Consider the following 23,745-nt stretch of genomic DNA (forward strand, 5'->3'; position numbering starts at 1 on the left):
CACACCATGCAACGTTACTCGGGCTTCGGCCTTTTCAAGCACTCCCTCAGCCACCACGAGAACTGGCAGCGCATGTGGCGCACGCCAACCCCTAAAAAGGTCTACGACGTGGTTATCGTCGGCGGTGGCGGCCATGGCCTGGCCACGGCCTACTACCTGGCCAAAGAACACGGCATCACCAACGTTGCCGTGATCGAGAAGGGCTACCTGGGCGGCGGCAACACCGCCCGTAACACCACCATCGTGCGTTCCAACTACCTGTGGGACGAGTCGGCACATCTGTACGAGCACGCCATGAAGCTGTGGGAGGGCCTGTCCCAGGACCTCAACTACAACGTGATGTTCTCCCAGCGCGGCGTGTACAACCTGTGCCACACCCTGCAGGACATGCGTGACTCCGAGCGTCGCGTCAGCGCCAACCGCCTGAACGGCGTGGATGGCGAGCTGCTCAACACCGCTCAGGTCGCGGCCGAGATCCCGTACCTGGACTGCTCGAAGAACACCCGCTACCCGATCCTCGGGGCCACCGTGCAGCGCCGTGGCGGCGTGGCCCGTCACGACGCCGTGGCCTGGGGCTTTGCCCGTGCCGCCGACGCCCTGGGCGTGGACCTGATCCAGCAGACCGAAGTGATCGGCTTCCGCAAGGAAAACGGCGCGGTCATCGGCGTGGAAACCAACAAAGGCTTCATCGGCGCCAAGCGCGTCGGCGTGGTCACCGCCGGTAACTCCGGGCACATGGCCAGGCTGGCCGGCTTCCGCCTGCCGCTGGAATCGCACCCGCTGCAAGCGCTGGTATCCGAGCCGATCAAACCGATCATCGACAGCGTGATCATGTCCAACGCCGTACACGGCTACATCAGCCAGTCCGACAAGGGCGACCTGGTGATCGGTGCCGGTATCGACGGTTGGGTCGGCTACGGCCAGCGCGGTTCGTACCCGGTGATCGAGCACACCCTGCAGGCCATCGTCGAGATGTTCCCCAACCTCTCGCGCGTGCGCATGAACCGCCAGTGGGGCGGCATCGTCGATACCTCGCCGGACGCCTGCCCGATCATCACCAAGACCCCGGTCAAGAACATGTTCTTCAACTGCGGTTGGGGTACTGGCGGCTTCAAGGCGACCCCGGGTTCGGGCAACGTCTTCGCCGCGAGCCTGGCCAAGGGCGAAATGCACCCACTGGCCGCGCCGTTCTCCATGGACCGTTTCTACAGCGGCGCACTGATCGACGAACACGGCGCTGCCGCCGTCGCCCACTAACCGGAGACACCGTCATGTTGCATATTTTCTGTCCCCACTGCGGCGAGCTGCGCTCCGAAGAAGAGTTCCACGCCTCTGGCCAGGCGCACATCGCCCGCCCGCTGGACCCTAACGCCTGCTCCGACGAAGAGTGGGGTACCTACATGTTCTACCGTGACAACCCGCGCGGTATTCACCACGAACTGTGGGACCACGTTGCCGGCTGCCGCCAGTACTTCAATGTCACCCGTGACACCGTGACCTACGAAATTCTGGAAACCTACAAGATTGGCGAGAAGCCGCAAGTGACCGCCAGCGGCAAGCAAAGCAGCGCCGCGTCGACCGTCAAAGGCCAAGGGGAAAAAGTATGAGCCAGACCTATCGCCTCGCCAGCGGCGGCCGTATCGACCGCAGCAAGGTCCTGAACTTCACTTTCAACGGCAAGACCTACCAGGGTTATGCCGGTGACAGCCTGGCCGCCGCGTTGCTGGCCAATGGCGTCGACATCGTCGGCCGCAGCTTCAAGTACTCGCGTCCGCGCGGCATCATCGCCGCCGGTACCGAAGAGCCGAACGCCATCCTGCAGATCGGCTCCAGCGAAGCCACCCAGATCCCCAACGTGCGTGCCACCCAGCAGGCGCTGTACGCAGGTCTTGTAGCCACCAGCACCAACGGCTGGCCGAACGTCAACAACGACGTCATGGGCATCCTTGGCAAGGTCGGCGGCAGCATGATGCCGCCGGGCTTCTACTACAAAACCTTCATGTACCCGAAATCGTTCTGGATGACTTACGAGAAGTACATCCGCAAAGCCGCCGGTCTTGGCCGCGCGCCGCTGCAGAACGACCCGGACAGCTACGACTACATGAACCAGCACTGCGACGTGCTGATCGTCGGCGCTGGCCCTGCTGGCCTGGCCGCCGCACTGGCCGCTGCCCGCAGCGGTGCCCGCGTGATCCTGGCTGACGAGCAGGAAGAGTTCGGCGGCAGCCTGCTCGACACCCGCGAAACCCTCGACGGCAAGCCTGCTACCGATTGGGTCAACGCCGTGGTCAAGGAGCTGGAAAGCCTGCCGGAAGTGACCCTGCTGCCACGTGCCACGGTCAACGGCTACCACGACCATAACTTCCTGACCATCCACGAGCGCCTCACCGACCACCTCGGCGACCGCGCCCCGATCGGCCAGGTTCGCCACCGCGTGCACCGCGTGCGTGCCAAGCGCGTAGTGCTGGCTGCCGGCGCTCACGAGCGCCCGCTGGTGTACGGCAACAACGACGTGCCGGGCAACATGCTGGCCGGCGCGGTTTCCACCTACGTACGCCGTTACGGCGTGGCCCCGGGCCGCAAGCTGGTGCTGTCGACCAACAACGACCACGCCTACCGCGCGGCGCTGGACTGGCACGACGCCGGCCTGCAAGTGGTCGCCATCGCCGACGCCCGTCACAACCCGCGTGGCTCGCTGGTTGAAGAAGCGCGTGCCAAAGGCATCCGCATCCTCACCTCCAGCGCCGTGATCGAGGCCAAGGGCAGCAAGCATGTTACCGGCGCCCGTGTGGCCGCCATCGACGTGCAGGCACACAAGGTCACCAGCCCTGGCGAAACCCTCGAGTGCGACCTGATCGCTACCTCCGGCGGCTACAGCCCGATCGTGCACCTGGCTTCGCACCTGGGCGGTCGCCCGGTATGGCGTGAAGACATCCTCGGCTTCGTACCGGGCGATGCTCCGCAGAAGCGCGAATGCGTGGGTGGCATCAACGGCGTCTACGCCCTGGGCGATGTGATCGCCGATGGCTTCGAAGGCGGCGTTCGCGCAGCCACCGAAGCGGGCTTCAAAGCCACCGTTGGCAGCCTGCCGAAAACCGTTGCGCGCAAGGAAGAGCCCACCGTGGCGCTGTTCCAGGTGCCGCACGACAAGGGCACTGCCCGCGCACCCAAGCAGTTTGTCGATCAGCAGAACGACGTCACCGCTGCCGCCATCGAACTGGCCACCCGTGAAGGCTTCGAGTCGGTCGAGCACGTGAAACGCTACACCGCGCTGGGCTTCGGTACCGACCAGGGCAAACTGGGCAACATCAACGGCCTGGCCATCGCCGCCCGTTCGATCGGTATTACCATCCCGGAAATGGGCACCACCATGTTCCGCCCCAACTACACGCCGGTGACCTTCGGCGCGGTAGCGGGCCGTCACTGTGGTCACCTGTTCGAACCGGTACGCTTCACTGCCCTGCATGCCTGGCACGTGAAGAACGGCGCCGAGTTCGAAGACGTCGGCCAGTGGAAGCGCCCGTGGTATTTCCCGAAAGCCGGTGAAGACATCCATGCTGCCGTGGCCCGCGAATGCAAGGCCGTGCGTGACAGCGTGGGCCTGCTGGACGCCTCGACCCTGGGCAAGATCGACATCCAGGGTCCGGATGCCCGTGAGTTCCTCAACCGCATCTACACCAACGCCTGGACCAAGCTCGACGTGGGCAAGGCCCGCTACGGCCTGATGTGCAAGGAAGACGGCATGGTCTTCGATGACGGCGTGACCGCCTGCGTCGGCGACAACCACTTCATCATGACCACCACCACCGGCGGCGCTGCCCGCGTGCTGCAGTGGATGGAGCTGTATCACCAGACCGAATGGCCGGAACTGAAGGTGTACTTCACCTCGGTCACCGACCACTGGGCCACCATGACCCTGTCCGGCCCCAACAGCCGCAAGCTGCTCAGCGAGCTGACCGACATCGACATGGACAAGGAAGCCTTCCCGTTCATGACCTGGAAGGAAGGCAACGTCGGCGGCGTACCGGCCCGGGTGTTCCGTATCTCGTTCACCGGCGAGCTGTCGTACGAAGTGAACGTGCAGGCCAACTACGCCATGGGCGTGCTGGAACAGATCATCGAGGCAGGCAAGAAGTACAACCTGACCCCCTACGGCACCGAGACCATGCACGTACTGCGTGCCGAGAAGGGCTTCATCATCGTTGGCCAGGATACCGACGGTTCCATGACCCCGGACGACCTGAACATGAGCTGGTGCGTGGGCCGCAACAAGCCGTACTCGTGGATCGGCCTGCGTGGCATGAACCGCGAGGACTGCGTGCGCGAGAACCGCAAGCAGCTGGTAGGTCTGAAGCCGATCGACCCGACCAAGTGGCTGCCCGAAGGCGCCCAGCTGGTGTTCGATCCGAAGCAGCCTATCCCGATGGACATGGTTGGCCACGTTACCTCCAGCTACGCGTCCAACTCCCTGGGCTACTCGTTCGCCATGGGTGTGGTCAAAGGCGGCCTCAAGCGCATGGGCGAGCGCGTGTACTCGCCACAGGCGGATGGCAGCGTGATCGAGGCGGAGATCGTGTCTTCGGTGTTCTTCGATCCGAAGGGTGAGCGGCAGAACGTTTGAGGCTTCACCGGTAGCTCTGATTGGAATGCGACCTCTGTGGGAGCGGGTTCACCCGCGAATGCGATGGTGAATTCACCGCCCTCTTCGCGGGTAAACCCGCTCCCACACTGGGTCTCCTCAGTCTGTGACTACAGGTTCTACCTCAGGTCTTCGCGATCAACAGAATTCAAGGCAGGTAAGAAATGAGCGCTATCAACGTCTTCCAGCAAAACCCCGGCGCCGAGGCCAAGGCCCAGTCGCCACTGCACCACGCCGACCTGGCCAGCCTGGTTGGCAAAGGCCGCAAGAACGCAGGCGTGACCCTGCGTGAACGCAAGTTCCTCGGCCACCTGACCCTCCGTGGCGACGGCCACGACCCGGAATTCGCCGCCGGCGTGCACAAGGCCCTGGGCCTGGAGCTGCCAGTGGCCCTGACCGTGGTCGCCAACAACGAAATGTCGCTGCAATGGATGGGGCCGGACGAGTGGCTGCTGATCGTCCCGGGGGGCCAGGAATTTGCCGTCGAACAGAAGCTGCGCGCGGCCCTCGAAGGCCAGCACATCCAGGTGGTCAACGTCAGCGGCGGGCAGAGCCTGCTGGAGCTGCGCGGCCCGAACGTGCGCGAAGTGCTGATGAAATCCACCAGCTATGATGTTCACCCGAACAACTTCCCGGTGGGCAAGGCTGTCGGCACCGTGTTCGCCAAGTCGCAACTGGTGATCCGCCGCACCGCCGAGGACACCTGGGAGCTGGTGATTCGTCGCAGCTTTGCCGACTACTGGTGGCTGTGGCTGCAGGACGCCTCGGCCGAGTACGGCCTGAGCATCGAGGCATAAGGAGAACAGAACATGAGTCGGGCACCGGATACCTGGATTCTCACCGCCGACTGCCCGAGCATGCTCGGCACCGTCGACGTGGTGACGCGTTACCTCTTCGAGCAGCGCTGCTACGTGACGGAGCACCACTCCTTCGATGACCGGCTGTCGGGGCGCTTCTTCATTCGCGTGGAGTTCCGTCAGCCGGACGATTTCGACGAGGCAGGCTTCCGTGCCGGCCTCGCCGAGCGCAGCGATGCGTTCGGCATGGCGTTCGAACTGACCGCACCGAATCACCGCCCCAAGGTGGTGATCATGGTGTCCAAGGCCGACCACTGCCTTAACGACCTGCTGTATCGCCAGCGCATTGGTCAGCTGGCCATGGACGTAGTCGCGGTGGTTTCCAACCACCCCGATCTCGAACCCTTGGCGCAGTGGCACAAGATCCCTTACTACCACTTCCCTCTCGACCCCAAGGACAAGCCAGGGCAAGAGCGCAAGGTAATGCAGGTGATCGAGGAAACCGGTGCCGAGCTGGTGATTCTTGCGCGTTACATGCAGGTGCTTTCGCCGGAGCTGTGCCGGCGCCTGGATGGTTGGGCGATCAACATTCACCACTCGTTGCTGCCGGGGTTCAAGGGCGCCAAGCCTTATCACCAGGCGTACAACAAGGGGGTGAAGATGGTCGGCGCTACGGCGCACTACATCAACAACGACCTGGACGAAGGGCCGATCATCGCCCAGGGCGTCGAGGTGGTGGACCACAGCCATTACCCGGAAGATCTGATTGCCAAAGGGCGTGATATCGAGTGCCTGACCCTGGCGCGGGCAGTGGGGTATCACATCGAGCGGCGCGTGTTCCTCAACGCCAACCGGACTGTGGTGCTATAAACCGCATTGGCGATCAGGAGGCGATGTCGTTCAGGTAGCCCTGGATCGCCTCCTTCAGCGCGTTCAGGTATTTGCTACGAAACGGCTCATCGACTCTCCTCTTGCCGGCCCAGTCATCCGCCCAGCCACTCCACTCTACTTCCCAAAGCTCATCGCCATCCCAATCGAATTCATATTCATAGCCCCCCTCAACGCTCGCCTCAACAGTCTGGAACAGCCAGTCTGTTGCCATGAAGACATTCTCGCTCCGTTGCAGTGCATATGTGGTTCCAAGATCGATGTCCCGGCTGGCGGCGGCTTTTTTCCAGTGGTCATTTATATTCATGCAATGTTTCTCCGTGTGGTTCGCTGTGATGACGCTGTGGCATAAAACCAAGTGTCAACTGGAACCCTGCGGTACATATCTATCGAGCGCTTCTGCCAGCAGGCATAGGCGGGCCCGGTGCTGCCGCGAAACGGCAACTGCCTGTCGTTTTCAGTCAGTGCACTCAGGGTTTGAGGGTCCACAATTCCGTGCATTCCAGTAACTCAAGCCGCCCGGGACGGCGGCGCGTTCCACCACCGCTGCATAAATATAAATCAAGCGAGGTAAGAGCATGTCTGGCAATCGTGGAGTGGTGTATCTCGGCGCGGGCAAGGTCGAGGTACAGAAGATCGACTACCCGAAAATGCAAGACCCACGCGGCAAGAAGATCGAGCACGGCGTGATCCTCAAGGTGGTTTCCACCAACATCTGCGGCTCCGACCAGCACATGGTCCGCGGCCGCACCACTGCCCAGGTCGGCCTGGTCCTGGGCCACGAAATCACCGGTGAGATCGTCGAGAAGGGCCGTGACGTCGAACGCATGCAGATCGGCGACCTCGTCTCGGTGCCATTCAACGTCGCCTGTGGCCGCTGCCGCTCCTGCAAAGAGATGCACACCGGTGTCTGCCTCACCGTCAACCCTGCCCGCGCCGGCGGCGCCTACGGTTACGTCGACATGGGCGACTGGACCGGCGGCCAGGCCGAGTACGTGCTGGTGCCGTATGCTGACTTCAACCTGCTGAAACTGCCTGAGCGCGACAAGGCCATGGAGAAAATTCGTGACCTGACCTGCCTGTCCGACATCCTGCCGACCGGCTACCACGGTGCCGTGACTGCCGGCGTTGGCCCAGGCAGCACCGTCTATGTCGCCGGTGCCGGCCCCGTCGGCCTGGCTGCCGCTGCCTCGGCACGCCTGCTGGGCGCTGCCTGCGTCATCGTCGGCGACCTCAACCCGGCCCGCCTGGCTCATGCCAAGTCCCAGGGCTTCGAAGTGGTCGACTTGTCCAAGGACACCCCGCTGCACGAGCAGATCGTCGATATCCTCGGCGAGCCGGAAGTGGACTGCGCCATCGACGCCGTTGGCTTCGAGGCCCGCGGGCATGGCCACGAAGGTGCCAAGCATGAAGCCCCGGCCACCGTGCTGAACTCGTTGATGCAGGTTACCCGCGTTGCCGGCAACATCGGTATCCCGGGCCTGTACGTGACCGAAGACCCGGGTGCGGTGGATGCTGCCGCCAAGATCGGTGCCTTGAGCATTCGCTTCGGCCTGGGCTGGGCCAAGTCGCACAGCTTCCACACCGGCCAGACACCGACCATGAAGTACAACCGCCAGTTGATGCAGGCGATCATGTGGGACCGCATCAACATTGCCGAAGTGGTTGGCGTGCAGGTGATCAACCTGGATCAGGCGCCGGAAGGGTATGGCGAGTTTGATGCAGGTGTGCCGAAGAAGTTCGTGATTGATCCGCACAAGATGTGGGGGGCGGCGTAATTAGCGTCGAATAAGAAGAGCCCCTCGCATCGAGGGGCTTTTTCTTGGCACTTCCGGCCCAATCGCCGCCCGGCAAGCCCCACAGGATAAATGCAAGCCTCAAGCTTGGTGCCGTACCTGTGGAAGCTGGCTGGCCGGCGATGAGGCAAGTACAGGCAGTAAAGACGGTTGCCCTCCAGATATGCATCAATTTTGAAGATAGCGCCGGCCCTGTGGGAGCGGGTTCACCCGCGAAGAAGCCAGAACAGACAACACATCACTTAAGCCTTAACGCAGCACCCGCCACTCAGCCGGCATCTGTACCTGCTGGGGTATCGGCCTGTCAAAACCGATCGCTGATTGGCAGCGGCTGCCCGAGATAGGATGCGACCCAGAGAACTGCAATGGCTGGAGGGGGGGAGTAGGCTTGGGAAATGGACTACAAGGAAGAGGTAAAATCTCGTTAAGTTCGAGAAAGGTTTAGAGCATCCAAAGCCGCTTGTAGCAAGCGGCTTTGGAGCCTGTGGCTCAGTTTTAATCAGCAGCGACGATGAGGTCCTCAAGACTACCGCGTCGCACTCTGCGGGCATTCAAACGAGCTACCTGTCGACTATGTTCGATTAACCGCAAGAAATTTACATAGCCTCCAAGGGGCTGTATGCGGTCAATATCGTCTAAGTAGGTTGTGCGTGGTAGGCCAATCGTTTGGCTGAAGGTGCTCGGCACACCACGGAGCTTGCCTTTGCTAGCCGCTCGGGTATTACCAGGATGATTGAAAATCTTGCTTATGTAATTATTGATTGTGGGGCGTGCAAACTCATAAACTGTTCTCGAACTATTGGAAAAGGCAATGACGTCTTTGAATGAGAGGTGATCTATGATTTGTTTAAATACATCAGGCTCCGTGATTTTCATAAAATAATTCGCGGGTTCAGGTGTGGTAGCGTCTCGACGGGCTGTGGTTTTCAATGCACTAGCATGTGAAGTGGTACGTTTTAGCGTCGAGGGCTTGAATTTATGAGGGAGCGCCACAGCAGAGTTTTTGCCTACCCTCATTGTCTGGCCATTTTTTAAATGTACGAGTGTATGACCTGTTGGATCCGTATAGTTGACAGGGTCTCCGTTACAGTATGTGTAACAGTTTATTCCACCCTCTTCAAAGGGGGCGAGGCTATCGGGTGATTGGAAGCGCATTAGGTCGGGAGAGTAGGTTCTATACCCCAATCCAAGTTGATAGGCTCCTAATGGTCTATCAATGAATTCACCATTGAATCCTTGCAACGTCCGTTTGGATGGTAGGTTTGTCGAATGCCCAAAAGCGGTGTATGCATGCTCTTCTTTTTCTGCGCTGTCCTGGACATACATTATTGAGTTTTTCATATCTGTCGCTAATAGTTCACGCTTTCGGGCACTATCAGTGAAAGACTCAGCGAGAATTTGCTTGGTGGACCGGAAAATCGAGTGGTGATAACCGTCTGCTTTTAAAGTGATGAGATTGCCGCTTTGGTAGAAGAGGTGTGCCATGATAGTTCTCCAACACATTCAGCTAGTCCCGTGGTACCCGGCAGTACGATGGCGGAATTGCGAGAATTTAAATTACACTAACTTCACTTGAGTCGTTCATGCTACTAGCAGAATTAGCAGTTGCTTTTCTTGGACGATATGGATCTCCGGCCTTTCTCCGAGGCAATCTCCGAGTACGTCGGGATTAGGCTTTGACCTGACATTTTTGCTAGTAGACGGCATCCCCTGAATTGGGCGAGTGTATGGGCTGAGGTGATCGTGCTACTGGAGGTGATATTTATGTCATTTGCATCTGTGCTCGAACAAGGGATCTCTGGGAAACGTGATACCAGGTTGACGGTCGCTTTCGCCTTACATTTTTATCTGGGCAATAATCTGCATGCCCAAATCCAAGGCTCGAAACAGCAGTCAATTTTTAGAGCCGAGCATGGTTTGCTTGCTCAACGCCAAGCCCATGAAGGTCTCTATGATGTAGGACTGATTTGTCACGATGCAAAACTGTCTGTTTTGTGTGTGTCGAAACATGATGGGAAATCAGATGTCGCTTATGCGCCCTACGGTTTTACATCTTCCGAGCGCTTAAAGGGTACTTTGCTTGGGTTTAATGGAGAGATGTTTGGTCAAATCGCTGGTTGTTACCTGCTAGGGAATGGCTATCGAGTGTATAGCCCCAGCCTGATGCGATTTGGCAGTCCGGATAGCTTGAGTCCTTTTGGTAAGGGATGGCTGAGTTCGTACATGTACTGCGCGGGTGACCCAGTAAACTTTGCCGATCCGACAGGGAATTTTCGAGTCGGATCCATATTGAATTCCTTAAGTAAATTATTCCAGTCTTCTCGGAAGTCTGGCAAAAACCAAGCAGCTCAACTAACCTTTGTTGGCTATCACGGAACAAGTGGCGCTGCGGCAAAGAAAATTTTGAAGAATGGCGTTGAAAGTACGACGGGTACATTTTTTGTGACCGATACGTTCGAGAATGCGAGCCGCTATGCAGCCCTGAAGAAAGAAGGCACTGTATTGGCTGTAAGTGCAATTGATTTTGCCAAGGTTAAAGATAATTCTGCGCGAGGGTTGGTGCGGAGTAAAGGTATAAACGAGTTGAGGATTGACAGGCCTGCGCACCATTCACTCAGGTTTACGCGAGTTTCAACTGCAGGTCAGGCTTCGGATTTCAACAGGTTTATAACTCTGGAAGATCAAATGGCACGCGACATCCAAAGGTTTAACGCAACGTTGAGGGGGGAGAGCTGACTGTGCGCTGTCATTTCTTTCTTCAAATCCCAATGCTTACGACGGGGTTTCGACGATTGAGTATCGATAGCCGGTTCGGAACGAACGCCAGAACCACGAGTCAAACCCCTCGTTTCCCAGGCCATCCCGGCCGACGAGGTCTCTCCCGATGAAAGCATTCACCCTGGCAACCCTGATGACCCTGGCCTCAAGCCCGGTCTTCGCCTTCAACCTCAGCGACGCCGCCAACGCCGTGTCGGCCATGCAGAACCCGCAACAGCAAGGCCAGGTGCAGGCGCCCGAGGCGCAGGCCAATCTGCTCAATACCTTGGGCAGCCAATTGAATATCACCCCCGAACAGGCCGTGGGCGGGGCAGGGGCGATGTTGGGACTGGCGCGCAATAACCTGAGCAGCGAGGACTATGGCCAGCTGACCAAGGCGGTGCCGGGGTTGGACCTGCTTGCCGGGGCCAGCGCACTGGGTGGCTTGAGTGGGTTGAGTGAGTTGCTGGGCAAGAATAGCGAGAGCCAGTCGGCATTGAGCAATGCACTGGGCAACAACGTGGAAAGCCGCAGCGACCTGGACAATGCATTCAAGGCACTGGGGATGGATACCGGGATGATCGGGCAGTTTGCGCCGTTGCTGCTGCAATATCTGGGGCAGCAGGGGATTGCCGGGTCATTGCTGCAGAACCTGGGTAGCTTGTGGATCACGCCCGCACCTGGCGCCACGCCGTCGGTATGAATTTAGAGGGCGCTGAAGCAGCATTTAGAGGCAATATTCAGGCGGGCGATCAGTGCCCCTGCTTTTGGGCGGCATTGATCAGTAGATTGTCATGAGCGGGTTTTACGAATGGCCTGTTCAAGAAGGTCAAATCGTCGTCGTACTTCACCAAGTGTCTCAAGTCTTTTTTCGTATGCTGTATTCACGGTGAACCTGTTGAATATGGCTACTGTGCTCTCTTTGTTGAGGTAGGCATATTCATTTAACAACCCTTCGCTGACTGAATACTCACTTTCAAAATACTTCATAAGCGCCACGCGCTCTCTAAAATTGTCTTGCTTTGAAATGGGCGGTTCATTCAAGTATTTCGTACGCAAGGGTAAATTGCTGAAATTTACAGATTTTTTAGATTCTGTTCCAGATGAGATTTTCAAAATTCCAGATGGCGTTTCATGTTGCGCCACAGGGGAACTGGGAGTTTGGGTGTGAACTGCACGTGTCTTGACCGATTCTTTTATTTGCCGCCAAATTATTTTCAATCTCGCATGCCCCGTGGGGTCTTGATAATTGATTGGATCACCTGAGCAGAATACATAGGCGTTAATACCACCCTGCTTGAACGGGCTGAGATTATCGGGTGCCTGATAGCGCATTAAGACCAAGCTGTAGCTGCGGTATCCCAAACCTAACGCATAGGTATGGCAAAGCGGGTCATACCGCTCACCGTTGAAGCCAAGCATGGGGGCCTGGCTTGCTTCGTTATTATGTTGCCCATAAGGGCCATAGGCGCGCAGAACTGACATGGGGCACGACCTCGCAAGGCTGTATGCGTGCAGTCTTGGGCTTTGCGAGGCTTTGCACAACTGGTAGAACTATCAGGCTTTGTGAGCGGCTCGCTGGCCAGGGACTGACAGGACAGGGGGACGAACACGACGATGAATACGATCTGTGCCCCGACAATCAGGTTGCTGGTTTTGGCCACAGAGTGAATGCCTACCACGTTGAGCACCGTGGCCAGGGCAATCGAGGCCAGCGCGATCTACCACGCCGGGATAGCCAAAAAGCGATGTTGAGGAACAGGCCGATCAGCAGGTAGTTGATCATCGGCAGGAACAGGCAATCCAGTTCAGGCAGTAAAGATATCAGCCCATCTCTGCCCGCAACTGCTCGATCCGCTGGTCCTTCTCCACCCACAACTGGTTCACCCAGGCCTGCACGGTCTGCCGGAACTCGGGATCATTCTCGTAATCCCCCGCCCACAGCACTGGGTTCAGCTCCCGCACGCGAATGTCGATAATCACCCGGCTGATGCTGCCATTGAGCAAGTCCCAGAACCCCGGCGCCTTGTTGCCGGGGTACACGATGGTCACGTCCAGCAAGGCATCCAGCTGCTCGCCCAATGCAGCCAGCACGAAGGCCACGCCACCAGCCTTGGGCTTGAGCAGGTAGCGATACGGTGATTGCTGCTGCTGACGCTTGGCTTCGGTAAACCGTGTGCCTTCCAGGTAGTTCACCACGGTCACCGGCTGGCGCTTGAACAGTTCGCAAGCAGCCTTGGTGATTTCCAGGTCCTTGCCCTTCAGCTCTGGGTGCTTCTCCAGGAAGGCCTTGCTGTAGCGCTTCATGAACGGGTAATCCAGCCCCCACCAGGCCAGGCCCAGCAGTGGTACCCAGATCAGCTCCTTCTTGAGGAAGAACTTGAAGAATGGTGTACGGCGATTGAGGCTCTCGATCAGCGCCGGGATATCGACCCAGGTCTGGTGGTTGCTGACGGCCAGGTACGAAGTGTCCTTGCGCAGGTTCTCGACACCGCGGATATCCCACTTGGTTGGAATGCACAGGGCAAAGATGGCCTTGTCGATTTCCGACCAGGTTTCTGCCACCCACATCACCATCCACGAGGCATAGTCACGGCCACGCCCAGGTAGCACCAGTTTGAGCAGGGCGAAGACCAGCAGCGGGCCGATCAACATCAGGGTGTTGAGCAGCAGCAGGGCGGTGGTAAGAATGCCGGTCAGCAGGCGACGCATAAAGAGACTCTTGTTGTGGGAGATAAACGGTTGGCAATGATAAGCAGGGCCGTGGCCTACGCCAAATTTCCAATGCTCAGCGGCGGGGACAAATGTTTCACATTATGTTGGTTAGGCTTGTGACAGCGAACCTATCCTGCCAGTGCAGTCTAAGCACTGACCCTTCTCAAGGAAGCCTGCCTGTGAAACCTCTGCTTGCCCTGTTGTCGTTGCTGGCGCTGCCGGTCATGGCCGCCGAACCTACCCTTTATGGCCGTTACGAGAACATAGCCCTGCCCGAACTGGGCGAAACCCTGAAAGCCAAGATGGACACCGGAGCCTTCACTGCGTCGCTGTCGGCCAAGGACATCGAGCTGTTCACCCGCGATGGCGACGAGTGGGTGCGCTTCCGCCTGGCCACCAAGGACTCGGACGGCAAGGTGTACGAGCACAAGGTCTCGCGCATCAGCAAGATCAAGGGCCGTGCCGATGAAGAGGAGGAAGGCGATGCGCCGGAAATATCCAAGCGCCCGGTGGTCGACCTGGAGCTGTGCCTGGGTGACGTGAAGCGCACCGTGGAGGTCAACCTGGTGGACCGCAGCAGCTTCAACTATCCGTTGCTGGTGGGCTCCAAGGCGTTGCGCGAGTTCAAGGCGGCGGTCAACCCGGCGAAGAAATTCACCGCCGGCAAGCCGAGTTGCTGACCTGAAGGTTGGCCGGGTACTTGTAGGAGCGGCCTTGTGCCGCGAAAGGGCCGCGAAGCGGCCCCAGCAAAATCGGCATCGTCGCTGAAATCCTGGGGCTGCTTCGCAGCCCTTTCGCGACACAAGGCCGCTCCTACAAGAGATTGCGGCGTCTGTCAGGCCACCGGCGCTGTGGCGACCATCGACGGCCGCTTGACCACCTCGGCATACCACGCCGCCAACCCAGGCTGGCGCTCACGCCAGCCGAACTCCGGCTGGCGCAAATCCAGATACCCCAGCGCACAGGCCACGCCAATCGCCGCCAGGTCGAACCCGGACATCAACTCGGGCAAATGCTCCTGCTCCAGATTGGCCAGGCTACGGCGAATCTTGTCGGCCTGTGCTTGCAACCAGCCGTCCCAGCGTTTGTCTTCAGGCCGCAGGAAGCTCTCGTAGCGGCTCGACACCGCCGCGTCCATGATCGCATCGGCCTGCGACACCAGCGTCATGCGCCGCCAGCGCGCGGAGCCTTCGCGCGGCAGCAGTGGCAGGCCGACGTGCTGCAGGTCGAGGTACTCGCAGATCACCCGGCTGTCGTGCAGTATGGTGCCGTCCGCCAGGCGCAGGGCCGGTATCTTGCCGATCGGGTTGTCCTGGTTAAGCTGCGGGTCGCCGTTCACCGGGCTGATGTTCACCGGCTGCAATTGCACGCGCTCAAGCTGGCCGGTCTCGTGCAACACCACCATGACCTTGCGCACGAAAGGCGACAATGGCGAGTGGAAAAGGGTCATCGTGCTCATGCTTCAGTTACCCTGCAGGCTCGGTGGCAGGCACACGCCGGTACCGCCGATACCACAGTAGCCATCCGGGTTCTTGGCCAGGTACTGCTGGTGATACGCCTCGGCGAAGTACACGGTTGGTGCCTGGTCGATTTCGGTGGTGATCTCGCCGAAGCCGGCCTTGGTCAGTTCAGCCTGGAATGCATCGCGGCTGGCCTTGGCCTGTTCCAGCTGTTCAGGGCTGGTGCAGTAGATGGCCGAGCGGTACTGGGTGCCGATGTCGTTGCCCTGGCGCATGCCCTGGGTCGGGTTGTGCAGTTCCCAGAACATCGCCAGCAGCTCGCGGTAGCTGACCTTGTCCTTGTCGAACACCACCAGCACCACTTCGGTGTGGCCGGTCAGGCCCGAGCAGACTTCTTCATAGGTAGGGTTGGGGGTGAAGCCACCGGCATAGCCAACCACCGTGCTGACCACGCCTTCACGCTGCCAGAAGCGGCGCTCGGCGCCCCAGAAGCAACCCAGGCCGAAGATGGCGAAGTCGATGGCGCCTTCGAAGAACGGGCCGAGCAGTGGCGTGTCTTTGAAGACATAATGGAACTCGGGCAGGCTCATTGGCGTTTCGCGGCCAGGCAGGGCCTGTTCCGCGGTAGGCATGACGTTTTTGTTCACCAGGATTTCCGAACGCAGGACCATGGCCATTCCTCTGTAGATCTTTGAGATGGGGGCTGGGGCATTCGCGGGTAAACCCGCTCCCACAGGTCCTGCACAGATTTCGAATAATGTGGTGTACCTGTGGGAGCGGGTTTACCCGCGAAGGGGCCCGTATGAGCGCTATAGTGCCCGAGGTTTATGCGGCTGTCAGGCCACAGGACCACGCGGGTAGCGCTTCAGTCGTTCGGCCAGCTCCCGCCCCGGGATCGGGCGGTCGAACAGGTAGCCCTGGCCCACGTCGCAGCGGTGCCGACGCAGGAACGCCAGCTGCTCCGGCGTCTCGATACCTTCGGCCACCACCTTCAGCTTGAGGTTATGGGCCATGGCCACCACCGCCGAGGTGATTTCCATGTCGTCCTGGTTATCCGGAATTTCATTGATGAAGCTGCGGTCGATCTTGAGGATGTCGATCGGAAACTTCTTCAGGTAGCTCAGCGAGGAATAACCGGTGCCGAAGTCGTCCATGGCCAGGGTCAGGCCCAGGGCCTTCAGCTCATCCAGCTGGCGGTGGGTGTCTTCGGTGGCTTCCAGCAGCAGGCCTTCGGTCAGCTCCAGCTCCAGCAGGTGCGGGGGTAGGGCTTCTTCCTTGAGGATGGTGCTGATCGACGCTACCAGGTCCGGGTCGGAGAACTGCTTGGGCGACAGGTTGATGGCCACATGCAGGTTGCCCATGCCGGCGGCGCGCAGTTGCTGGCTCATGCGGCACGACTGGCGCACCACCCATTTGCCGATGGGTATGATCAGGCCGGTTTCTTCCGCCACGCTGATGAACTGGTCCGGGCGGATCATGCCGCGCTCGGGGTGGTTCCAGCGCAACAGTGCTTCCAGCCCCAGCAGGCGGCCGCTGCGCAGGCACAGCTTGGGCTGGTAGAACACCTCCAGCTCGTTCTGGGTCAGGGCGCGACGCAGGTTGTTCTCGACGAACAGCTTGTAGCTGGCTTCGGCATTGAGCACTTCGGTAAACACCTGCACCTGGTGCTTGCCGTTGGCCTTGGCCTTGTGCAACGCGAGTCCGGCGTTCTTCATCAGGCTGGCCGGATCGGCACCGTGCAGTGGCGCGCAGGCCAGGCCCACCGAGGCGGTGACGTTGATCAGTTGATTGTCGACGAACATCGGCTTGTCGAGGGTGCGCAGCAATTGCAAGGCGACGCCCTGGCCATCTTCCAGGCTCGTGTCGTCGAGCAGCACGGCGAACTCGTTACTGGCAAAGCGCGCCAGGATACCGCCGGTGTGCAGGCTGTTGCGCAGGCGCCGGGCCAGGCTGATCAGCAGCTTGTCGCCGGTCTGGTGGCCGAGGCTGTCGTTGATGCGCTTGAAGTTGTCGATGTCCACCAGCAGCAGGCACATCGAGTTCTCGCCATCGTGGGCAAAGCGCTCGTCCAGGCTGCGGATGAACGCCGGGCGGTTGCCGAGGTTGGTCAGGTTGTCGGTGTAGGCCAGGCGCTCGATGCGCTGTTGGGCCAGCTTGGTCTGAGTGACGTCTTCGTAGATACCGATGTAGTGGGTCAGCTCGCGATTGTCGCCATAGACCTTGGAAATCGACAACTGGCCCCAGTAAGGCTCGAGGTTCTTGCGCCGGCTCTTGAACTCGCCTTGCCAGCTGTTGCCCATGGCCAGGCTCGACGGCGAGTCGAATAGCAGCTCGCTCAGGTTCTCCAGCGCCGGTAGCTCGCCAAGATGGCGGCCTTGCACTTCCTCGGTACTGTACTGGGTGATGGCGGTAAAGCTGGGGTTGACGTACTCCACCACACCGTCGCGGTTGACCAGCAGGAAAGCGCTGGCGCTCTGCTCGACCGCACGCTGGAACAGGTGCAGGGCGCTGGCGGCGGTACGCCGGTTGTGGTTGGTGATGACTTGGGCGAACTGGTCAGCCAGCTCGCCGGCAAAGGCGATTTCGTCCGACTGCCAGGCCCGTGTCTGGCCGGTCTGCTCCAGGCACAGCACGCCGACTACCTGACCATCGACGCGAATACTGGCATCGAGCATCGCCTTGTTTTCCGGGTACAGGCTTTGTGCCAGGGCGCGGGTGCGCGGGTCGTGGCCGGCATTGTGGGCGTCGATGGCGCGGCTGGCGTGCAGTGCGTCGAGGTAATCGGGAAAGCGGCTGGCATCTATGGCTTCTGGCTGGCGGTGCTCCTGCGCGTCCCGGTACCAGGCGGTGATCGGCTCCAGGCGCTGGTCTTCCAGGTGCCAGATGCTGGCGATGTCGACCTTGTAGATCTCGCAGGCGCTTTGGGTAATCAGCTGGGCGGCTTCCCGCAGCGAGTTACCGGCGCTGTAGCGCTGACGGGCCAGGCGCAAGATCAGGTCCTGCTGGCCGCGTACCCGTTCCAGGTGCTCGAATTGTTCCTGCTGCGCGCGTTGGTTCAGTTGCAGGGCCAGCTGCAGGCGGTTATTGCGCGACTCCAGGTCGCTGGCATCGGTCTCGCCGCCCTCTTCGGCCTGGTCGTCGAGCACGCTCAGGTAGCCGCGCAACAGCTGGCGGTTGTGCTGCTTGTAGGCCTCACCAGCCTCCAGCAGGCGCAGCGATGCAGTTGGCGTGTGCAAGGTGTAGCGCACGCGGTAGTAGCCGCGCTGGGCCAGTTGCAACTGGATCTCGTCGTGCAGCCGATAACGGGCCTCGGGTTCCATCAGGCTGGCATAGGGCGCGTCCACCAGGGCGCACAGGTCGCCGGCGTGCAGGCCGAACTGGCGCTCGCAGGTCGGGTCGAGGTAGAGCATGGACCAGGAGGCTTCGTTGAGCCTTTCGAAACGCAGCATGCCGAGCCGCGAGGGCACGGGTAACTGCGTGACGACCTCGGCCGCCACACGGCTGGCGGCATCGGGTTGGCTTTTCATCGAAGACTCGCTTGAAGAGGGAACGCGGCTTTGGGGTTACGGCGGATCTGGCAAGGTTGCATCATGTCCTGGGGGCTGGCAAGCAGCCATGCATGATGCTGTGGACGGGTTATCGGCTTGAGGGCTGGAATCCTTAGGTTGCCTGTCGATTTGTGGGGCTGGCATTTGTACACCATGACATTTCTGGCGCCTGTGAGGTCCAGCGCCGCCCGCGCGGCGCTTCGCGGGGCAAGCCCGCTCCCACATTTGTTGCAACGTGCCGAACCTGTCAGGCCATGGTTGCCTGCCTTGGTGCTCGTCTTGAGGTAGGTGGGGCGGCTTCAATGCCCACCTCGAAATCCAGCCATGCCAACAACGCTGACAACCATGGCCTCACAGGCATGGGCACGTTGCAACAAATGTGGGAGCGGGCTTGCCCCGCGAAGCGCCGCGCGGGCGGCGCTCGATCTCACAGGCGCCAAAACCGTATCGGCAGGCAAAAAAAAGCCCCGCCAATCGACGGGGTTGAGGTACGAGCGTGGCAGCTCGAAAAGGGTGCTGCCCCTCGCGAGGAGGGGCAGAGTGCTGCCTTACAGCAGCATGGTGCGGATATCGCCCAGCACGTCGCCCAGGCGCTTGGTGAAGCGCGCGGCGGCAGCGCCGTTGATCACACGGTGATCGTAGGACAGCGACAGCGGCAGCATCAGCTTCGGCTGGAAGGCCTTGCCATCCCAGACAGGCTGCATGGTCGCCTTGGAAACGCCCAGGATAGCCACTTCCGGCGCATTGACGATCGGCGTGAAACCGGTGCCGCCAATGTGGCCGAGGCTGGAGATGGTGAAGCAGGCGCCTTGCATTTCGTCGGCCGACAGCTTCTTGGTGCGGGCTTTTTCGGCCAGCGCAGCCGCTTCGGCAGCCAGTTGCAGCAGGCTCTTCTGGTCGACGTTCTTGATCACGGGGACCAGCAGGCCGTCCGGGGTGTCCACCGCGAAACCGATGTGCACGTACTTCTTGCGGATGATGGCCTTGCCGCTTGGCGCCAGCGAGCTGTTGAAATCCGGCAGTTCCTTGAGCAGGAAGGCGCAGGCCTTGAGCAGCAGTGGCAGCACGGTCAGCTTCACGCCAGCCTTCTCGGCCACGGCCTTCTGCGCAACGCGGAAGGCTTCCAGCTCGGTGATGTCGGCGGAGTCGAACTGGGTGACGTGCGGCACGTTCAGCCAGCTGCGGTGCAGGTTGGCAGCACCGACCTGCATCAGGCGGGTCAGGGCCACTTCTTCCACTTCACCAAACTTGCTGAAGTCCACGGCAGGGATCGGCGGGATGCCAGCGCCACCGGTTGCACCGGCGGCTGCCGGGGCCTCCTTGGCCTTCTGCATCATCGCCTTGACGTAGACCTGCACGTCTTCTTTCAGGATGCGGCCGTGCGGACCGGTCGCGGCAACCGCGCCCAGGTCGACACCGAATTCACGAGCCAGTTGGCGAACCGCCGGGCCAGCGTGAACCTTGGCGTTGCTGCCGGCAGCCGGTGCGGTGGCAACCGGTGCAGGAGCAGTAGCCGGGGCGGCAGCGGCCGGAGCAGCGGCCGGAGCAGCCTCAGCCTTGGCCGGGGCAGCAGCAGCGGCAGGTGCCGGAGCAGCAGCCGGGGCAGCGCCTGCGACTTTCAGCTTGAAGATCAGGTCGCCAGTGCCGACTTCGTCTTCCAGCTTGCACAGGACTTCTTCGACCACGCCGGCAGCTGGCGACGGGATTTCCATGGAGGCCTTGTCGGACTCCAGGGTAATCAGCGACTGGTCGGCTTCGACGGTGTCGCCGACCTTGACCAGTACTTCGATGATCTTGGCCTTGCCCGACGAGCCGATGTCTGGCACATGGATGTCCTGCACGCTGGCGGCAGCCGGGGCTGCTGCCGGAGCAGGGGCAGGCGCTGCCTCGGCGGCCGGCGCCGGCGCAGCAGCCTGGGCCGGAGCGGCGGCCGGAGCCTCAGGGGCCGCAGCAGCGGCGCCCTCGGCTTCCAGGACCAGCAGTTCGTCGCCTTCTTTCAGGCGGTCGCCCAGCTTGACTTTCAGTTCTTTGATGACACCGGCTTTCGGGGCCGGGATCTCCATGGAGGCCTTGTCGGACTCCAGGGTCAGCAGGCTCTGGTCAGCCTCGATACGATCACCGACCTTGACGAACAGCTCGATGATTTCACCTTCACCGCTGCCGATGTCAGGTACGCGAATGAGTTCGCTCACTTAAAAATACTCCTCAGCAGTCCAGTGGGTTGCGCTTGTCCGGGTCGATGCCGAACTTGACGATAGCGTCTGCAACAACCTTTGGTTCGATCTCGCCACGGTCAGCCAGGGCTTCCAGGGCAGCCAGCACCACGAAGTGGCGGTCGACTTCGAAGAAGTGACGCAGCTTCTTGCGGCTGTCGCTGCGGCCGTAACCGTCGGTACCCAGGACCTTGAACTCTTTGCTCGGTACCCACTGGCGAATCTGCTCGGCGAACAGCTTCATGTAGTCGGTAGAGGCGATGACCGGGCCCTTGCGACCGTTCAGGCACTGCTCGACGTAGGTCTGCTGTGGCTTCTGGCCAGGCTTCAGGCGGTTGGCACGTTCCACGGCCAGGCCGTCGCGACGCAGTTCGTTGAAGCTAGTGACGCTCCACACGTCGGCACCGACGTTGAACTCTTCACGCAGGATCTTCGCCGCTTCGCGGACTTCGCGCAGGATGGTGCCGGAGCCCATCAGCTGTACGTGGTGCGCGGCTTCGCGGGTGTCTTCTTCCAGCAGGTACATGCCTTTGATGATGCCTTCCTCGACACCGGCCGGCATGGCTGGCTGCTGGTAGGATTCGTTCATCACGGTGATGTAGTAGAAGATGTCCTGTTGCTCTTCGGTCATCTTCTTCATGCCGTCCTGGATGATCACCGCCAGCTCGTAGCCATAGGTCGGATCATAGGTGCGGCAGTTCGGGATGGTGCCCGCCATCATGTGGCTGTGACCGTCTTCGTGCTGCAGGCCTTCACCGTTGAGGGTGGTACGGCCGGCGGTACCGCCGATCAGGAAGCCACGGGTGCGGCTGTCGCCAGCGGCCCAGGCCAGGTCGCCAATGCGCTGGAAGCCGAACATCGAGTAGAAGATGTAGAACGGCAGCATCGGCTGGTTGTGGCAGCTGTACGAGGTACCGGCAGCAATGAACGACGACATGGCGCCGGCTTCGTTGATGCCTTCCTCGAGGATCTGGCCCTTCTTGTCTTCGCGGTAGAACATCACCTGGTCTTTATCGACTGGCTCGTAGAGCTGGCCGACCGACGAGTAGATGCCCAGCTGGCGGAACATGCCTTCCATACCGAAGGTACGGGCTTCGTCCGGGATGATCGGGACGATGCGCTGGCCGATTTCTTTGTCCTTGACCAGTTGCGCCAGAATGCGCACGAAGGCCATGGTGGTGGAGATTTCGCGGTCGCCCGAGCCGTCCAGGATCGCTTTCAGCGTTTCCAGTGGCGGGGTCGGTACGCTGAAGCTCTTGGCGCGGCGCTGTGGCACGAAACCGCCCAGGGCAGCACGGCGCTCGGCCAGGTACTTGGCTTCGGCAGAACCTTCTTCCGGCTTGAAGAACGGCAGGCTCTCCAGGTCGGCATCCTTGACCGGGATGTCGAAGCGGTCACGGAACTGACGCAGGCTGTCGACGTCGACCTTCTTGGTGTTGTGCGCGGTGTTCTTGGCTTCGCCTGCACCGGTACCGTAACCCTTGATGGTCTTGGCCAGGATGACGGTAGGCTGGTCCTTGTGGTTGACCGCCTGGTGGTAGGCCGCGTAGACCTTGTACGGGTCGTGGCCGCCACGGTTGAGCTTCCAGATCTCTTCGTCGGACAGGTCTTCGACCATGGCCTTGAGTTCTGGGGTGTTGAAGAAGTTCTCACGAACGTACGCGCCGTCTTTGGCTTTGTAGTTCTGGTACTCGCCGTCGATGACTTCGTCCATGCGGCGCTGCAGTGCACCGTTGGTGTCCTTGGCGAACAGTGGGTCCCAGAAACGGCCCCAGACGACCTTGTTGACGTTCCAGCCACCGCCACGGAACACGCCTTCGAGTTCCTGGATGATCTTGCCGTTGCCGCGAACCGGGCCGTCAAGGCGCTGCAGGTTGCAGTTGATGACGAAGATCAGGTTGTCCAGCTTCTCGCGACCGGCCAGGGCGATTGCGCCCAGGGATTCCGGTTCGTCGCACTCGCCGTCGCCCATGAAGCACCAGACCTTCTGCTTGCCGGCCGGGATGAAGCCGCGGGCTTCCAGGTACTTCATGAAGCGTGCCTGGTAGATGGCCTGGATCGGGCCCAGACCCATCGAAACGGTCGGGAACTGCCAGAAGTCAGGCATCAGCCATGGGTGCGGGTACGAAGACAGGCCGTTGCCGTCCACTTCCTGACGGAAGTTGTTCATCTGGTCTTCGCTGATGCGGCCTTCCATGAAGGCGCGGGCGTACACGCCTGGCGAAGCGTGGCCCTGGAAGAAGATCAGGTCGCCGCCGTGTTCTTCGGTCGGGGCCTGGAAGAAGTAGTTGAAGCCGATGTCGTACAGGGTGGCGCTGGAGGCGAAGCTGGAGATGTGTCCGCCCAGGTCCGAGTCTTTCAGGTTGGTACGCATGACCATGGCCAGGGCGTTCCAACGCACCATCGAGCGAATGCGGCGTTCCATGAACAGGTCGCCAGGCATGCGTGCTTCGTGGGTGACAGGGATGGTATTGCGGTATGGCGTGGTGATCGCATATGGCAGCTGGGAGCCACTACGGGTGGCCAGCTCGCCCATACGGGTCATCAGGTAATGAGCGCGGTCTTCGCCTTCTTTGTCGAGGACCGACTCCAGGGCATCCAGCCATTCCTGGGTTTCGATTGGATCGAGGTCTTGCATGGCTTGCTCCAGGGCGGAAAGGCAACCAGAATCGATTGCCTGAGATTGCGACTGGCCTTATGGGCAGACGTCGTGAATTCTTGGATTACCGGGGTGTCTTCCGGCGCCGTGTAGTTTTACTACATTTGCTTTCGCATTTCATGCTTTTACACGACGCGAGTAGTAGTAAAACTACATTTGTGCGACGTTTCGTCGCATGCTGGCTTGTGAGGAAAAACGTTCATGTTGGTTGGAATTGTGTCGCGAACGGGTAAATCTTGATGCTTGTTGCCAATTTTCCGTTGCTTTCAGCTA

The 23,745-nt window shown here is 60.3% G+C and carries 18 protein-coding genes and 1 pseudogene; 9 read left to right on the top strand and 10 right to left on the bottom strand.

The genetic code is table 11. From position 1 onward, the window contains the following. Nucleotides 1-6: 6 nt before the first annotated feature. The 5 genes from CAY82_RS15365 (at nt 7) to purU (ending at nt 6,306) form a co-directional block, all read left to right on the top strand. Entirely contained in the window at nt 7-1,257 is a 1,251-nt protein-coding gene (locus tag CAY82_RS15365; protein ID WP_063914518.1) for a sarcosine oxidase subunit beta family protein, read from the top strand. Nucleotides 1,258-1,271: 14 nt separating this feature from the next. Next, nucleotides 1,272-1,607, top strand: coding sequence for a sarcosine oxidase subunit delta (locus CAY82_RS15370; RefSeq protein ID WP_039613194.1), 336 nt, complete (start codon nt 1,272-1,274; stop codon nt 1,605-1,607). Beyond that, nucleotides 1,604-4,621, top strand: coding sequence for a sarcosine oxidase subunit alpha (locus CAY82_RS15375; RefSeq protein ID WP_087501978.1), 3,018 nt, complete (start codon nt 1,604-1,606; stop codon nt 4,619-4,621). The genes CAY82_RS15370 and CAY82_RS15375 overlap by 4 nt, the downstream gene beginning before the upstream one ends. A gap of 182 nt (nt 4,622-4,803) precedes the next feature. Continuing rightward, nucleotides 4,804-5,436 (top strand): sarcosine oxidase subunit gamma, encoded by a 633-nt coding sequence (locus CAY82_RS15380; protein WP_015268660.1) that lies wholly within the window; start codon nt 4,804-4,806, stop codon nt 5,434-5,436. Between the two features lie 12 nt (nt 5,437-5,448). Beyond that, entirely contained in the window at nt 5,449-6,306 is an 858-nt protein-coding gene (purU, locus tag CAY82_RS15385; protein WP_087501979.1) for a formyltetrahydrofolate deformylase, read from the top strand. Nucleotides 6,307-6,319: 13 nt separating this feature from the next. Here the strand turns inward: purU and CAY82_RS15390 are convergent, their stop codons facing one another. Further along, entirely contained in the window at nt 6,320-6,631 is a 312-nt protein-coding gene (locus tag CAY82_RS15390) for a hypothetical protein (RefSeq protein WP_087501980.1), read from the bottom strand. 271 nt (nt 6,632-6,902) lie between these two features. Here CAY82_RS15390 and fdhA point away from each other — a divergent pair, with 271 nt between their 5' ends. Next, nucleotides 6,903-8,102 (top strand): formaldehyde dehydrogenase, glutathione-independent, encoded by a 1,200-nt coding sequence (gene fdhA, locus CAY82_RS15395; protein WP_015268662.1) that lies wholly within the window; start codon nt 6,903-6,905, stop codon nt 8,100-8,102. A 513-nt stretch (nt 8,103-8,615) separates the two neighbouring features. On the opposite strand, the gene CAY82_RS15400 is transcribed toward fdhA, so the two are convergent. Beyond that, complete coding sequence (locus tag CAY82_RS15400; protein WP_256576286.1) at nt 8,616-9,605, bottom strand: RHS repeat-associated core domain-containing protein; 990 nt, start codon at nt 9,603-9,605, stop codon at nt 8,616-8,618. A 279-nt stretch (nt 9,606-9,884) separates the two neighbouring features. On the opposite strand from CAY82_RS15400, the gene CAY82_RS15405 reads away from it, so the two are divergent. After that, nucleotides 9,885-10,856, top strand: a complete 972-nt coding sequence (locus CAY82_RS15405) for an RHS repeat-associated core domain-containing protein (protein ID WP_087501982.1) — start codon at nt 9,885-9,887, stop codon at nt 10,854-10,856. Between the two features lie 148 nt (nt 10,857-11,004). Beyond that, on the top strand, nt 11,005-11,580 hold the full coding sequence (locus CAY82_RS15410; RefSeq protein WP_087501983.1) for a DUF2780 domain-containing protein: 576 nt from the start codon (nt 11,005-11,007) through the stop codon (nt 11,578-11,580). An 89-nt stretch (nt 11,581-11,669) separates the two neighbouring features. Here the strand turns inward: CAY82_RS15410 and CAY82_RS15415 are convergent, their stop codons facing one another. The 3 genes and pseudogenes from CAY82_RS15415 to CAY82_RS15425 form a co-directional block, all read right to left on the bottom strand. Then, nucleotides 11,670-12,362, bottom strand: a complete 693-nt coding sequence (locus tag CAY82_RS15415; protein WP_087501984.1) for an RHS repeat-associated core domain-containing protein — start codon at nt 12,360-12,362, stop codon at nt 11,670-11,672. Nucleotides 12,363-12,445: 83 nt separating this feature from the next. Further along, nucleotides 12,446-12,699: pseudogene (locus CAY82_RS27080) on the bottom strand (Putrescine importer PuuP); the annotation flags it as partial. Nucleotides 12,700-12,701: 2 nt separating this feature from the next. Continuing rightward, nucleotides 12,702-13,589 (bottom strand): acyltransferase, encoded by an 888-nt coding sequence (locus tag CAY82_RS15425; protein WP_087501985.1) that lies wholly within the window; start codon nt 13,587-13,589, stop codon nt 12,702-12,704. 182 nt (nt 13,590-13,771) lie between these two features. On the opposite strand from CAY82_RS15425, the gene CAY82_RS15430 reads away from it, so the two are divergent. Beyond that, nucleotides 13,772-14,272, top strand: a complete 501-nt coding sequence (locus CAY82_RS15430; protein ID WP_087501986.1) for an ATP-dependent zinc protease — start codon at nt 13,772-13,774, stop codon at nt 14,270-14,272. A 155-nt stretch (nt 14,273-14,427) separates the two neighbouring features. Here CAY82_RS15430 and CAY82_RS15435 read toward each other — a convergent pair whose 3' ends face one another. The 5 genes from CAY82_RS15435 to aceE form a co-directional block, all read right to left on the bottom strand. Continuing rightward, nucleotides 14,428-15,051: a glutathione S-transferase gene (locus CAY82_RS15435; RefSeq protein ID WP_087501987.1), complete on the bottom strand. Its 624-nt coding sequence runs from the start codon at nt 15,049-15,051 to the stop codon at nt 14,428-14,430. Between the two features lie 3 nt (nt 15,052-15,054). Further along, entirely contained in the window at nt 15,055-15,723 is a 669-nt protein-coding gene (msrA, locus tag CAY82_RS15440; RefSeq protein ID WP_087502070.1) for a peptide-methionine (S)-S-oxide reductase MsrA, read from the bottom strand. Between the two features lie 165 nt (nt 15,724-15,888). Beyond that, entirely contained in the window at nt 15,889-18,579 is a 2,691-nt protein-coding gene (locus tag CAY82_RS15445) for a bifunctional diguanylate cyclase/phosphodiesterase (protein ID WP_087501988.1), read from the bottom strand. Between the two features lie 569 nt (nt 18,580-19,148). Further along, nucleotides 19,149-20,792, bottom strand: coding sequence for a dihydrolipoyllysine-residue acetyltransferase (gene aceF, locus CAY82_RS15450; protein ID WP_087501989.1), 1,644 nt, complete (start codon nt 20,790-20,792; stop codon nt 19,149-19,151). A 13-nt stretch (nt 20,793-20,805) separates the two neighbouring features. After that, nucleotides 20,806-23,451 carry a pyruvate dehydrogenase (acetyl-transferring), homodimeric type gene (aceE, locus tag CAY82_RS15455; protein ID WP_087501990.1) on the bottom strand — a complete coding sequence of 882 codons (2,646 nt, stop codon included), beginning with the start codon at nt 23,449-23,451 and terminating at the stop codon, nt 20,806-20,808. Nucleotides 23,452-23,745 lie beyond the last annotated feature (294 nt).

Origin of the sequence: Pseudomonas sp. SID14000 (genome assembly GCF_002165135.1) — a bacterium.
In the GTDB taxonomy this organism is placed as follows: domain Bacteria; phylum Pseudomonadota; class Gammaproteobacteria; order Pseudomonadales; family Pseudomonadaceae; genus Aquipseudomonas.